Genomic DNA, 13,636 nt, shown 5'->3' with positions numbered 1-13,636 from the left:
TTATCAACTTCATACATCATGAAAAATCGTTTACCGCTTTTAACTTATCATTAATTATTATTTAAACTAACATTTCAATTTTCCCTATATATTTCTTTAAAAAGTTTCGTCCTCTAAAAATGTACACTTTTACTTGTGCCTCAGTTAAACCCGTCATATCCGATATTTCTTTGTACGAATACCCCTCGTAATCGCGCAACAGAATTACATTTTTCTGATCGGGTGGCAACTGATCTAATGCTCGGTGCAATACTTCGTTTAAATCAGAATAATCGTTATTAGTCTGCATATGGCTTGTATCGCTTTTTTCCCAGTCGGCACTAAATTTATTTCTACGTACAGAATCAATTAGTGTATGATAAGCAGTGGAAAAAAGATAACTCTTCGCTTTAGATGCCTCCACATCGGCATGCGACTTCCACACCTTCTCAAAGGTATCCTGAACAATATCTTTCGCTTTTTCGGTGTCTTTTATATTTTTCAACACAAAACGATAAATACTGTCGGCATACTGTTCTACACTTATATTGTATTCCGTTACTGTCATAAATCAATTAAGTCGGGGTTTAGCCGATTTTATAGTGTGACGGCTAGCCTTTGCGTAAAGTTACAGCGAAGTGAAATGTTTTTGCAAATTTATTTTGTAACAAGCAGCATGAAAATTTGCAGCATGCATTTTTTTACTATATTTGCAGCCACAAAATGATGGGGGATTAGCTCAGTTGGCTAGAGCGTTTGACTGGCAGTCAAAAGGTCACCGGTTCGACTCCGGTATTCTCCACATTGAAGATCAAGGCGTTCGGGGGCTTCCACCTCGGGCGCTTTTTGTTTATTTGCATACTATTTGCATACAAAATTCCACTTTTTTTTCCTTTCATGCTTCTGTTTATAATTCTAACTTTTAGTCTTTGTAAAGCTTTACATATTAAATCTTCGAAACAAAAATGTAACCGTGTAATGAATTCATGAATCATTACTAAAAGTTGGGGCTTAATATTACTCTACCACTTATTATAAGCTAAGTATTCTTTACAATCTTCATCGCATTTAAAGCATTCAGAAAACAGTAGAAGGTTTTGACCCAAAAATATATCCATATATGTTTGATTTTAAAGCATACTATTATAACGTGAATTCGACGTAAGAAAAGTTCTAATTTAAGAGAAAAGAAACAAAGCATTTACTATATGTAAATATCTGACATATAGATATATAGTTTCATAAACCTTGTTTCTTGTGATGAGTAAAGATACTGAAATTTTCTATCTAGTTGATGAATTTTGTAAAGAGCTTGAGTTAGCAAAGGAAGGCCATGTTTTAACTAAAGATACTAGTAAAAATACTCACAAAAGAAAGCTTAGGATGTCTGACAGTGGGGTCATTACTGTTTTAATACTATTTCACTTAGGGCAATTTAGGAATCTTAAGCATTTTTATATCAACTATGTACAGAAGCACATGGTTGATGATTTTCCAGAAACTGTATCATACAATCGCTTTACTGAGCTACAGCGAAAAGTACTTATTCCCATGAGCGTTTTCTTGCAAGTGTCTTGCCTAGGTAAATGTACTGGAATATCATTCATAGATTCAACCCTCATAAGAGCATGTCATATAAAAAGGGAAAAACAGAATAAGATATTTAAAGATCTCGCTCAGAAAGACAAATTCTCATTGGGATGGTTTTACAGATTCAAACTGCACTTAGTAATAAATGATAAAGTGAGATTCTAGACTTCTTGTTTACTCATGGAAATGTTGACGATAGAGCCCCTTTAAAAAACAATAATTTTCATGATAAAATATTCGGAAAGATTATTGCTGATAAGGGATAAATAAGCAAAAACCTATTCGAAGACTTATTTATTGATGGCATTCATATGATTACAAAAATAAAGAAGAATATGAAGAATGCATTGATGCACATACACGATAAGGTTCTTCTCAAAAGGAGAGCTCTCATTGAAACTGTAAATGATGAACTAAAAAACATCTGTCAGATTGAGCATACAAAACACAGGTCATTTGAGAACTTTCTATCAAATCTAATAGCCGGTTTAATAGCATATCTTTTTTTACCTGAGAAGCCTTCTTTAAATATAGACATCATAAAATGATGACCATATTAATATGGCAACTTAGATCGAACTCAAGTTAATATATCATTTATCTACTGACCTCAAAAAAGTTAATTAGAATCGTCTTAAATGACCTCTAGACACATGTGAACCACCATACTTATTTTTATATTTATTGAAGATATAATTTATATTTAGCGTAATATAGCGCGTCTCCCTTTTTGCTTTCTGTTCTAACCTATAGTTATCAATCTTAGTATCAGTTATCATATATTGCCAATTAAAGATGTCACTTGCTAAAATATTTACTGATAATTTGTTATCAAAAAAACTTTTTCTGAGACGTATATCAATACTTTTGTATTCTTCAACTCCTGTAATGTAATAGTCAAAATCACTTTGGAAATTAAAATTGATTGATAAAACATATTCTTTTAATAGAACAAGATCATTATAAAAATGGACTGCAAATGCTGTTTTATTTCTAGGTAATGACTCTCCATTATAATCAGCAAAAAACACTGGTTGTGATATAGAACTTGTAAGTTGAGGTTTGTAGAAACCGAAACCTTTTCTCAGTGTTAAAAGGGCTTGAAAGTTCCTACTTTTATCATAGTTTTTATAAGTAATAATAGATTTACTTGAAGATAAAGAATCATTATATATGGTATAGCTTATCGGATGTTCTGTATAAGTATATCCTAAGTTTAAGTTTATGAACTTATAACCAATAACATAATTCAAAGAATAAATTTCCTCTTGATTTAGATTAGGATTACCAACTTGTGATAAGAAAGAATTTACATATACTGTATTGCCATTTAATTCACTAAAGTTTGGTCTTCTAGCTTTTTTTCCAGCAGATAATGACATGCTAATATCTCCAGTATTATATGAAAAAGAGATATCTGGATAGAATCTATTTGTCACATTATCAACATCAATTAGACTTGTTGTTTCATCATTATAATATTGCATGCGATATTCATATCTCAGACCAGTTTTAATATGAAAGTTATTATTTGGGGACAATGAATATGAGATAAACCCTGCGTAGTTATTTTCTTCACTTGAAAATGCATTCAGAAAAGAATTACTTGTTGTATATATATTTTTACCTTCTCCAATTGTATTTATGATTTCACCCCCTATGTCAATTGAACTGTTATCATGTATAGTATACCTTAATATTCCTTTTGCTGCAATAACTTTATACAATGAATAATTATATATATCTGTAACCTCACTTTCAATAATAGACTCATCACTAATAATTTGATCATTTGCCTTTGATGTATGTAAATAATCTGCAGTTAGGTTAAAGTTTAATTTATCATTGATAGCACCCTCGTAATAGAGATTTAATAAATGTTGATTATTATCATCCTCTATTTGTGACATAGTCTTCCCATAATTATAGAGACTTTGGTTAGCATAAACTTCAGCTTCGCTATTTAAGTTCCTATTCTTATTTAAAGATGTACCCTGATATTGCAATCCAACAGAATGATTATTTTTGAAAGAATAATCTATGTCGCCTTTAACTTTATTTGAGTGGCTAAGATATTCTGATGGCATTGACAGATATTGTTTCCATAATGTATCTAACTTAATAGTAGATTCGTAATATTCTTCAGCAATTCCTTTCTTATAATCATGAAAATAGGAAGCTGAGATATTTAATCTATCATTAGTAAAGCACAGACTAATATTTTCTTTATTACTTAAATAATACGCCTGTTTTAGTTCTTCGGTTATATATGCAGAAAAACCTTCTATATTACGTTTTGTATGTATAATAATTACTGCATTATCTTCTGAACTATATTCCGCACCAGGGTTATGAATGACTTCAACTGATTTAATATCTTGTGACAAGATATTATTAAGTTCTTTATGATCATACAATTTGCGATTGTTGATGTAAATTGAAGGAGTACCTTTACCAAATACTGATATATCTTTCCCTTTAACAAATACACTCGGTATCTTATCTAAGACATCTTGAGAATTACCAATTGTGCTTAATAAGGTATTATCTACATTTGTTATTAATCTATCATTCTTAATTGTGAATATAGGCATAGTTGCTTTTACTTTAACTTCACTAATATTAACTTTATCTACTTGTAAGACAATTTTCCCTAAATTAATTGTAAGTGTGTCTACATTAATTGGTATTTCCCTTTTCTTATAACCTAAAAATGAAATTATTAATCTCTTACTCCCATAAGTAATATTATCCAAACGAAAGAAACCATCCTTATTACTTATGTTCCCAGACTCTATTGTTGAATCAGTATTTAAAATGGCGATATTCGCAAAAGCGATCACATCATTCTCATCTACTACGAGACCTTCAATAGTAGCTTTGTTATTTTGTGCAAATACACATATATTATTAAATGTTAATAATATAATAAGCAATATATTTAAACGGGCCATATGTTTTAGTTTTAGTAATTTGATAACCTATCTATTATCAAGATTAAATATTGTGTCAAACATATCAGTATAAGCATCATACTCATGTAAAATAACAATCAAAGTTTTTCCTTGTGTTAATTCTAATATTTGTTCTAGTATTAACCTTTTACTGATATTATCTACATTTGATAAAGGTTCATCTAAAATATAAAGGTCTGCGTCCTTTAATAATGTAAGTACAATTTGAACTTTTCTCTTTTCTCCTTCTGACAAATCATGATAGGTATCACTAGATATTTTGTCTTTTAAATTGAAACGTTCTATTAGAACTTCAAATAATTTTCTTCTTGTATTAGATAATTGTTCAAAGCCAACAAGTTCTTTAAGTGTGCCCGGAGGAAAGTTAAATGGGGTTAGTAATGCACTAGTCTTATCTAAATTTGGAGTATATACATTCCCCTTCTTAGGTTCTAGGAATCCTGTAATAAGGTGAAGCAATGTTGATTTTCCACTACCGTTATCACCTGTTATTAATACTTTACCTTCTTTAGGTATTAATAGATCTAGGTTGTTAAATATTACCTTCCCATTATAATCAAAATCAACTCTATCAACAGATATAATGTCACTATGAATTTTGGTGACGTCTTTTGCCATTAATTCAAATTCTAATAACCTGTCAATATACCCTATGAGTTTAGAAAGTTCTGGAACCTTGGATATTAATGATGTTGAAGCACTAATGAGCTTCCAAAATATGCTCAAAAAAGCAAACAGTTCCCCAATAGTAAGTCTCCCTCCAATAACTTCATAGGCAGCACCAATTAACACAATAGCTTCTGCTATTGATAAAAATATCTGACTGACTGCTTGATATTTCTTGGAAATTTTTACTCTAGAATAAAAGGTCGATAGATATATATCTAATTGTGAATCGATCTTATCATTAATAAAATCGAGTAGTTTAAAAATCTTTAATTCCCTATATGCAGCAATACCTCTTCCTAAAAGTTCACGAATAGCAGCCTCTTCCTTATTCTCGTGTTTTGATTTATTAATTATTTTAGGACTAAATTTTTTAGATAAAAAATATAAAATTGGTACAATTAGTATAAGAGCAATAGTGATCCTCCATGAGAGATACAAAACAATTGAAAGTGAGGTACTAAAAGTAATAAAGTAAATGGTCACATTAATTAAAACATCTATTATACTATGTGCAATTTTAGATGGTTCATCATAGATCCTAGAAATAAAATAACCTTTGTCGAACTGGATAACTTTTTGATATGGGATAGTAAAGTACTTATTAAATAAACGAATAGATAAGTACTTTACTATATTATTCTTAAGCTTTTGCGTCAATAAATCATATGCTAAAAAACCTAATCTTATTGTTATCCCAAATAGTACTGTGTAAATAGAATAAGTGTAAAAGATATCAAAGTTCTTTTGCATTAACCCTTTATCTATTAGATTCTTTAGAATAAATGGATCTACAATAACTGAAGCAATATTAACAATAATACCTATTATTAAAACAGATATAAAGAAAATCCAATGCTTCGATATAATATATTTAATTTTCCTCATGTATATTAAAAGGTTCTATGAAGTTGTTTAAGACTTTATATCTAAAAAATTAAAGTCATATAATAATCTTGGTTTGGGATCTAATAATCTCGAAAAGAATAATCCAATACCAGCAGATCCTGTCCCAAAATCATTACTTATCCTGAGTAATTCTTCCCCAGGAAATGCAACACCGTTTGGTTTTATAATTTTATATGACAAGATACCATCTGCAATGTCAAAGGCTTTCTCTCTATATTTGTCATCTTTAGTGAATAAATACATGTCTAAAAAGAATTCGCCTATTCCACTCAAACCAACAAACTGGCTTGGTAATATTGAGTATTTAGTAGATACATATATAGATGCTTTTTCTGCTAAATATTTGTATTTTTTAATTCCTGTATGGTAATAAAAACGAATAAGGGTACTACCTATACCTGCAGTACCATACCTCCAATAAGGAGAAAACAACCCACTATCTTTAGATCGCTCCCAGGTAATATAATTTTCTTTTTCTACACCTTTAGATATTTCATGGTTTATACCTCCTATTGCATAATCCATAAACTTTTGGTCTTTTGTTTCTATATATAGATATAACAAGAATAATGATATACCACTACCTCCACTACCATAACCATAATACGTCTCATTGTCTATATTTTCCCAATAAAAGCCTTGATCTGAAACTGTAGCGTCTTTTATTATATATTCACCAGCTTCAATAGCCTTGGAAATAAAATAATTATCTCGTGTATTTCTCCAAAAATATAAACAGACCATTCCCCATCCGCCAGCACCATAAAAAATATCAGAACTTTCAAATAACAGATTTGAAGAGAGAGCGAGGTGCATTATTTCTATTGATTCTTCATCATACCCAAATTCCCCAAGAGACATAGCAATACCTGACATCCCCATAAATAGTCCTGGAGGATAAGATCTATTATCGATATCCTTACTAAGAATCCACTTAATTATATTATCAGGAACACGTCCCATATTCTCTTTTAAATGTAATGCTATACCTGTTGCACCATAAGCAATACTTAATGGGTTTGTGTTAAAAACACGATAATCTGAAGGGGATAACCGATCTTCTCTATGGTAATCTATTGTATCTAAAATATAATTAGTAATCTTAGGGAGAACATCTTTTATTTCAGTTTCTACTTGACTTGAATCCAATTTTATTGTTTTCAGTTTAGGAGTTGTAAAAAAAGATTTATCTTTTATTAAAAACTCTTTTATATCTAATGTAGCATACTCATTCATTAAATTCATTATATATTGTTTTAGATCAATAGAGATCTTGCAATTATTATATAAATCATTAATAAAAGTGTCTTTAGCAGTAGGTGATAATGAGAAGAAGGTTTGTATAGGGAGTATTAAACTATAAAGTACTGCACCTATAGCATAATAATCATCTTGAAAATCAAATCGTTTGCTTTGTACTTTTTCAGGAGATCCAAAGCCTAATGTAAAAGTGGGATCAAATTTACATTTAGAATCTCCTACAATATATGCCCCTTCAAAATCTATAAATTTAATTTTTAAGGTATCTAATTCTACTATAATATTTTGAGGAGCTAAATCACCAACAATTATACCTTCTTTATGAAAAAGATCTACAGCCTCTATAATTTGTTTTGCTATTATTGTAAATTTTGAGTAAAACTCCTCAAGTGTAGAGTTAGTTAAATTGACTTGTAATAATAATCCTATATCTTCTAATGCTCTATAGGAAGATAGTAATCGCCCTTCTATGAATTCTTCAATTAGAAAATAATGTTCCCACTCTTGCTTAATCATAATAGCTTTAGGAGAAAAGTTAGTTTTTTCTAACTTTTTAAGAATATCATATTCTTTCTTTAATACGCCAATTGCATCTAAGTATTTATCAGCAGTAATGCCCACATTTGGTCTAGCCTCCTTTATTAATACTTTCTCACCAGTATCAATATTTTCACCAATATAAACACCTCCTGAATTGGAAAACTGGATGCAGCTCTTAATGGAAAACTTACCTCCAATTAAAAAAGTGCCATTCGCTTTATTTTCTGTAGGGAAAGGATCTTTGATACCTTCGGGTAGTTGGAAATAGGGAACTCGAGAATCTTTTACTAACTCACCATCTTCACTTTTAATTAAAGGGACCTTCTCTCCAAAAACATTTAGTTGCCAATTATTAATAAAACCACCATATCTGTAGAATACAGTTCTACTCTCTTTGTAACTTTTATCTGACAATATATAAGGTCCCTCATATTTTGAAGTTAATTCATTAAATTTATCTACTAATAACTTAAATTGGCCTAAAGTAAGAGGATAAATCGTTATGAATTTCCCAGAAGAAGCACGATTAAAGTTCTTTGAATTTGAAAAATTCAATAGATTATAATCTATTATAACCTTAAAAGGTACATTTTCTTCAATACATACAGGAACTACCAATTGTAATATATCTATCGCATTTGGTGACGTAGCCGAGATATGAATTTTAAATCCTTGCAAAGGAATCTTAATATTTTCTGGTACAATATGATACCAAATATCAGACCTCTGAATACTCCATTCCTTATGTAAGTATTTATTTATAATTGTATAGTAATCTTTCGACCTTTCTTTATAATTATGAAGAGTGTCAAAATATTCAGCATTACTAACACAATAAATAAAGATATCTCTTTTTAACCTTCTTTCTATGCCGACAGCCATAATCTAGTATATACCAATGATGTAAAAAAATCTATTTGAATATGTTCTAATATTTAATTGGATTAATGAAAGCTATTTCTAAAAAGAATAACTTCCATTAATCCTTAATCTATGTTGTTATAATTAACAACATGCAAGACTAATCAATGATGATAATTTTGGAGCATCTGCGTCTTGAGCATCTAATGCTTGAAGTTCTAAAACCTGTACCATAATCTTCACACCTCCTTTCGAGTACTTTAAAAAAATTAATACTAATTATATCTGATAAATATTGACTGATATTTTATACGTTATAAAATATATTGAACTGTTATAATTAATAATCATCAATATCTGTTGGTAATATTATTGGATCATCTTCATCAATATCTGTTGGTAATATTATTGGATCATCTTCATCGATATCTGTTGGCAATATTGTTGTATCTGCTATAATAATAGGCACAACTATTATATTTTCTTGGGACTCATTTTTTGTATGTGAAAGTCCTTTTGCTGATTTTATATTTAGTAATCCTATACTAATAGAAACTAATATGGCAGCTGTCTTGAAATTATTCATTGTTTCATTTTTTGTCTACAGCGAAATAATAAACATAAGAGAAGATTTAAAAATATTTTCGAAGGACAATTACGGGAAAAATGCTATTTGATTGACATATAATTAATTACAACAAAAAGGGACAATCATAAGACTTTGCTATCTATTTGATTAAATAACAATTAGTTACAAATACTTAGTTTGTTGATAATTTAATTATATCTTTGAAGTATTATTTATAACCTAATAGACTATTTTGAAACTATTATGATCATAACAGGATGTTGATATTACTTTTTAAACTCTTATTTACTCAAATTAGACAAAAAACTACAGGCAAAACGAGATGGTTCGACCTAAGAATACTTATGTTGTTTATAATTCAAACGTTTATATCTTTCCCTGGCTATAGCAATGGGAAATTTGACACTGAAATAACTCATATTGAGCACCTCCTCTATTTCTATCCTGAAAAGGGAGAAATAAAGCTTAATGAATACGTTAACCAAAAAAGGGAAACTGAAGATCCAACAAATACTGCCAAAGTTAATTTTCTTAAGAGCATTCTGTATTATAAGAAATCTGATATAGATAGAGCCTTGCTCTATCTAGAAAAAGCATCAATATTCTTCACAAAGGAGAATAATATTTTGTATCAGGCTAAAACGCAATTAATATTAGGTTGGATAGCTGAAAAAACTGGTTATTGGGAACAGGCCAAGTCAAATTATATTACAGTTATAAACCTACATTTACCTGGAAATAAAAGAGAATTAGGACTTGCGTATTTGGGAATTGTACGCTGTAGAATGTATTTAAAACAAACCATAGGAGATCAATTAATAAAAGGCACTACTTTACTTAAGTCAATGAATCTAATTGAATATTCACTTTATGCAGATTACATTGATCATATTTTTAGTGCCGAGAAATATGATCAATATATTGGTTTAGTAGATATTGCTAAAAAATACGAATCAGTTAATTTAAATACTAATGCTGCAAGTGTGTATAAAAGTTTAGTCATTAAATATAAAAACAGTTCTAAACTTGATACTGCACAATACTATATAGACAAAGCTATATTACTATCCACAAATCAACTTTCAGGAACATCTTTAATACCTTCTTTATATCAAATTAAAGGCTCTATATTTTATTTACAAAGAGATTATAATAATGCAAAAAAATACCTCAATAAATCTATTGTTATAAGTGATAGTGTAAACCAAATAAACAGCAAATACTATTCATATAACTTTTTATATAAAATTGATTCTTTAACCCATAATTATAAAAATGCATTTAAAAATCTATCCTTAACTCACCATTACTACAAAAAATTTCACAAAAAAGAACAAGAATATCAATCTAGACTATTAGAAATATCCTCAGATATATCGCTATTTATTACTGAAAACAATGAACTTAAACGAAATAATTGCATAACATTGATCATTTCATCACTTTTGTTAATTATAATAATCACTGTCTCTTTTTGGTTAAAAACAAAAAATAAATTGAAACTAATAAAGGAAGTAGAGAGTAAAACTGCTCTACAAAATTTATTAATTGGACTTGGAGAAAAAAAATTGCTTTATAAGAATATTAATGATATTAAAATGATAGATGCTAATAGACATTTTGATGAAGCATACTGTGATACTATAAAGCTATTTAAAATGAATTTTACCCAACTAACAGACAATGACATACGCTATTCCGTTATGTTTACAATGGGGATTTCTGATGATGTAATAGCACAAATTCGAAATATAAATATTGATAGTATACGAAAAACTAAAAGAAGAATTAGAAATAAACTAGGGTTAGAAAAAGGAACAGATTTACAAATTTATTTTAAAGATACTGTCCAAGTAGACTAATAAATCCACTAACATTTCTAATAAAAATGCGCTTTTTGTTTATATTATAAATGTACACTGACCTTGAAATTATCCGCTATCAGTTAACTGATAATAACATTGATTCTTATTGCAATAGAGTAAAATAAATATTTTATGTTTCTAGATACTCCTGAGTTTAATGAAATGCTTCTGAAAGTTACTAATGATGATGCAGCAAGCCTTAAAAAAACAATAATGCATGGCTAACGCATCACCCAAAAGATTCTATGATATTTGAGAAACTTGATGAAACATGGAAACAACTAAAGCCTTTATATAAAGGAGATTTTAAGACCTTGGTATATGATGAATTGCCAAAGGATGAATTTGTATTATCGACTTTAAACCGCACTAAACAATGACTAGCAAGAGTGGCTTGGGATGTAAAATTAGAAAGTCCTGCAGATAAATGATTTTGATTTTCGAAGATGCTGTTCTTGCGCATTTATTTCCCTTTGAGTACACAAAATGCGCTTTTCATTAATGTTTTGAAAGGGTAGTCTGAATGTCAATAGTGTCATTGTGGATAATTTAAGTAGTATAATACACATTTTCGACTATTGAGTAAACGACAAATAAGTGTTGAAATTATCCGTTTATAAATAAACGGATAATAACAAGGCTTCATATTTTAATACTCGTGCTTCGTAAAAGCGCAATTGATTTTGTAACTCTTTAATTTTTGCGCAGATATCCTCAATTTGGTTCTGAAAGGTTGTTATAAGAAGTTGTTTATTAGCAATTTCTAAGTCGTGTTTTTGAATGACATCCTTAATTCGATTCCGGTAATCATCAATCTCTACTCGTAGCGTTGGATTAAACTTATTCGCTATGTCAAGCTCTGATTTTAAACGGTTATAAGCAAATTCGTTTCCTTTTTTCTTTTCTGTCAAATATGCACTATTAATATAATTGTTATAAAGAACTAAGTCCGATAAGCTCATAAGTTTCATCAATTTGGCTTTGTCACCACTTTCAATTGATAAAAGTTCTCCTTCAATAACTAATATTTGCGCAGAAAGCTTACTTTTATCGGCTTCCAACTGTTCTATTTGGGCATTAATAGCTTCCAGCTTAGTTTCACATTCATTGCATTTTGCAATAAGATACTGTGTGTCTAATACTCCTTCAATAACAACATCATTTTCCAGTTGTTGCGCAATATTATCCATTTGGTGCAAATCCATTTTGTTGTTTTTGCGCTGTTTCTTCTTGTAATTATATGCAGCACGGCACTTGTCGGAACAGCATACTGCATCGGAACGTTTAGGAGTGAATGATTCTCCGCAATTAAGGCATGTTTTATTATTCATGTTTAAATATTTAATCGATTATTACTAAATCTAATTTTTTGATGAGAAGAGAAAGGTTAGGATTTTTAGCAGTTAAAGCACTTAATCGTTTTTGCTCTTCTGATATTGGCTCTGTTTCTTCTTGCCACTTGTGGCGAACGAGAAAATCAGCAAGGTCTAACCCTTTTGTAATTTCTTCTTCACTGGCATGTTTTTGCAGTAAGTCAGATACTAAAAACTTTACGTTAATGGATTTCTCTATTTCGGCAGCTTTGATAGTCCAATCTTCAACTGCATTTAAATCTGGGTAAAGAACAATGGTTTTACCTTTGAGTACTTTACACTTTTCTGCGCTAAAGTTTTGCATTCCACTGGTAGCTAACCATGTGAATTTAGGGAGGTAGGCACTTGCTATGATAGCAGTCTTTTCACTCTCAACAAGTGCAATTGGTTTATTCTTATGAGATTTTAACAAATGTTCTCCGAAAAGACACTGTTTGTAGTTGAAGTTTGTAAGGTTAAGCGCAGAATGTACCCAAGTGAAATAGCTTTTTCTTTCTTCTTTGACTCGTTTACCAGTTGTTGGATTATATAGCATGACCTTGCCAGTTCTTGCTCGGTTTTCGAGGTCTTTTAGCCAAAACACTGTTGCTCCCGGCCATTTCTTTGAAGTACCTATGCAATACCTTTCAATTAATGTTAAGGTCGTTTCATGACTGAAAAGCCTATTGAGAAATGTTACGAAATTATTTATGTCATAACACTGCATTGAATCTTTGACTGTTTTAGGACTTATGAATGAGATTGCTTTCTCAATTTTCTTGGTAGAGCGCTTGTGCTTTAAACGGTTACTTTCAGAGTCTGTTCTTTTATTTTTATATGTATGAAGCTGAATTACTTCGTCGCAGTGCTGGCATGTTCCTAGTCCTGTTTTCCAGTCTAGCATCATGCATTTTTCCTTACTTTTCTTACGATGTTCAGAACATAAAGGACAAGTGCTGTATCTTCTACCTTCAGGAAGGTTATATTGGTTATATTTCTCTATTTCGAAGTTCATAATAGAAAGATGTGGTGTAACAAGTGTAACGGGTT

At 29.9% G+C, this 13,636-nt stretch carries 9 protein-coding genes, 1 tRNA gene and 1 pseudogene; 3 read left to right on the top strand and 8 right to left on the bottom strand.

Annotated elements, in window-relative coordinates; all coding sequences use genetic code 11:
- Positions 1–61 precede the first annotated feature (61 nt).
- A complete protein-coding gene (locus A8B35_RS07960) occupies positions 62–547 on the bottom strand; it encodes an RNA polymerase sigma factor (protein ID WP_068472188.1) in 486 nt (161 codons plus the stop codon).
- Positions 548–707: 160 nt separating this feature from the next.
- Between A8B35_RS07960 and A8B35_RS07955 the strand changes: the two genes are divergently transcribed.
- Positions 708–781, top strand: a tRNA-Ala gene (locus A8B35_RS07955).
- Positions 782–1,236: 455 nt separating this feature from the next.
- Positions 1,237–2,117: pseudogene (locus A8B35_RS23945) on the top strand (IS982 family transposase).
- Positions 2,118–2,192: 75 nt separating this feature from the next.
- On the opposite strand, the gene A8B35_RS07935 reads toward A8B35_RS23945, so the two are convergent.
- The 5 genes from A8B35_RS07935 to A8B35_RS07920 all read right to left on the bottom strand — a co-directional run bounded on the left by A8B35_RS07935 (position 2,193) and on the right by A8B35_RS07920 (position 9,366).
- A complete protein-coding gene (locus A8B35_RS07935) occupies positions 2,193–4,523 on the bottom strand; it encodes a TonB-dependent receptor domain-containing protein (RefSeq protein ID WP_068472186.1) in 2,331 nt (776 codons plus the stop codon).
- Positions 4,524–4,550: 27 nt separating this feature from the next.
- Positions 4,551–6,098: an ABC transporter transmembrane domain-containing protein gene (locus tag A8B35_RS07930; RefSeq protein WP_068472184.1), complete on the bottom strand. Its 1,548-nt coding sequence runs from the start codon at positions 6,096–6,098 to the stop codon at positions 4,551–4,553.
- 27 nt (positions 6,099–6,125) lie between these two features.
- On the bottom strand, positions 6,126–8,801 hold the full coding sequence (gene lanKC / locus A8B35_RS07925; RefSeq protein ID WP_068472182.1) for a class III lanthionine synthetase LanKC: 2,676 nt from the start codon (positions 8,799–8,801) through the stop codon (positions 6,126–6,128).
- A gap of 123 nt (positions 8,802–8,924) precedes the next feature.
- A complete protein-coding gene (locus A8B35_RS23870) occupies positions 8,925–9,014 on the bottom strand; it encodes a class III lanthipeptide (RefSeq protein ID WP_187344820.1) in 90 nt (29 codons plus the stop codon).
- 106 nt (positions 9,015–9,120) lie between these two features.
- Positions 9,121–9,366: a hypothetical protein gene (locus tag A8B35_RS07920; RefSeq protein ID WP_068472180.1), complete on the bottom strand. Its 246-nt coding sequence runs from the start codon at positions 9,364–9,366 to the stop codon at positions 9,121–9,123.
- A gap of 347 nt (positions 9,367–9,713) precedes the next feature.
- Here A8B35_RS07920 and A8B35_RS07915 point away from each other — a divergent pair, with 347 nt between their 5' ends.
- Positions 9,714–11,231, top strand: coding sequence for a helix-turn-helix transcriptional regulator (locus A8B35_RS07915; RefSeq protein ID WP_075602648.1), 1,518 nt, complete (start codon positions 9,714–9,716; stop codon positions 11,229–11,231).
- 617 nt (positions 11,232–11,848) lie between these two features.
- On the opposite strand, the gene A8B35_RS07910 is transcribed toward A8B35_RS07915, so the two are convergent.
- A complete protein-coding gene (locus A8B35_RS07910; RefSeq protein ID WP_068472176.1) occupies positions 11,849–12,565 on the bottom strand; it encodes a hypothetical protein in 717 nt (238 codons plus the stop codon).
- Positions 12,566–12,575: 10 nt separating this feature from the next.
- The gene (locus tag A8B35_RS07905) at positions 12,576–13,601 is read right to left on the bottom strand and encodes a DUF6371 domain-containing protein (RefSeq protein ID WP_068472173.1); all 1,026 of its coding nucleotides are present in this window, start codon (positions 13,599–13,601) and stop codon (positions 12,576–12,578) included.
- Positions 13,602–13,636 lie beyond the last annotated feature (35 nt).

It is taken from the genome of Saccharicrinis aurantiacus (assembly GCF_001660705.2).
GTDB classification, from domain to species: domain Bacteria; phylum Bacteroidota; class Bacteroidia; order Bacteroidales; family Marinilabiliaceae; genus Saccharicrinis; species Saccharicrinis aurantiacus.
Note: the sequence above shows the minus strand (reverse complement) of the source record. Positions and strands in the feature narration are given on the sequence as shown.

Coding starts and splice junctions, on each gene's coding strand:
- A8B35_RS07930 (WP_068472184.1), bottom strand. CDS start 6,098: ATGAGGAAAATTAAATATATTATATCGAAGCATTGGATTTTCTTTATA.
- lanKC (WP_068472182.1), bottom strand. CDS start 8,801: ATGGCTGTCGGCATAGAAAGAAGGTTAAAAAGAGATATCTTTATTTAT.
- A8B35_RS07960 (WP_068472188.1), bottom strand. CDS start 547: ATGACAGTAACGGAATACAATATAAGTGTAGAACAGTATGCCGACAGT.
- A8B35_RS07905 (WP_068472173.1), bottom strand. CDS start 13,601: ATGAACTTCGAAATAGAGAAATATAACCAATATAACCTTCCTGAAGGT.
- A8B35_RS07935 (WP_068472186.1), bottom strand. CDS start 4,523: ATGGCCCGTTTAAATATATTGCTTATTATATTATTAACATTTAATAAT.
- A8B35_RS07910 (WP_068472176.1), bottom strand. CDS start 12,565: ATGAATAATAAAACATGCCTTAATTGCGGAGAATCATTCACTCCTAAA.
- A8B35_RS23870 (WP_187344820.1), bottom strand. CDS start 9,014: ATGGTACAGGTTTTAGAACTTCAAGCATTAGATGCTCAAGACGCAGAT.
- A8B35_RS07920 (WP_068472180.1), bottom strand. CDS start 9,366: ATGAATAATTTCAAGACAGCTGCCATATTAGTTTCTATTAGTATAGGA.
- A8B35_RS07915 (WP_075602648.1), top strand. CDS start 9,714: ATGTTGTTTATAATTCAAACGTTTATATCTTTCCCTGGCTATAGCAAT.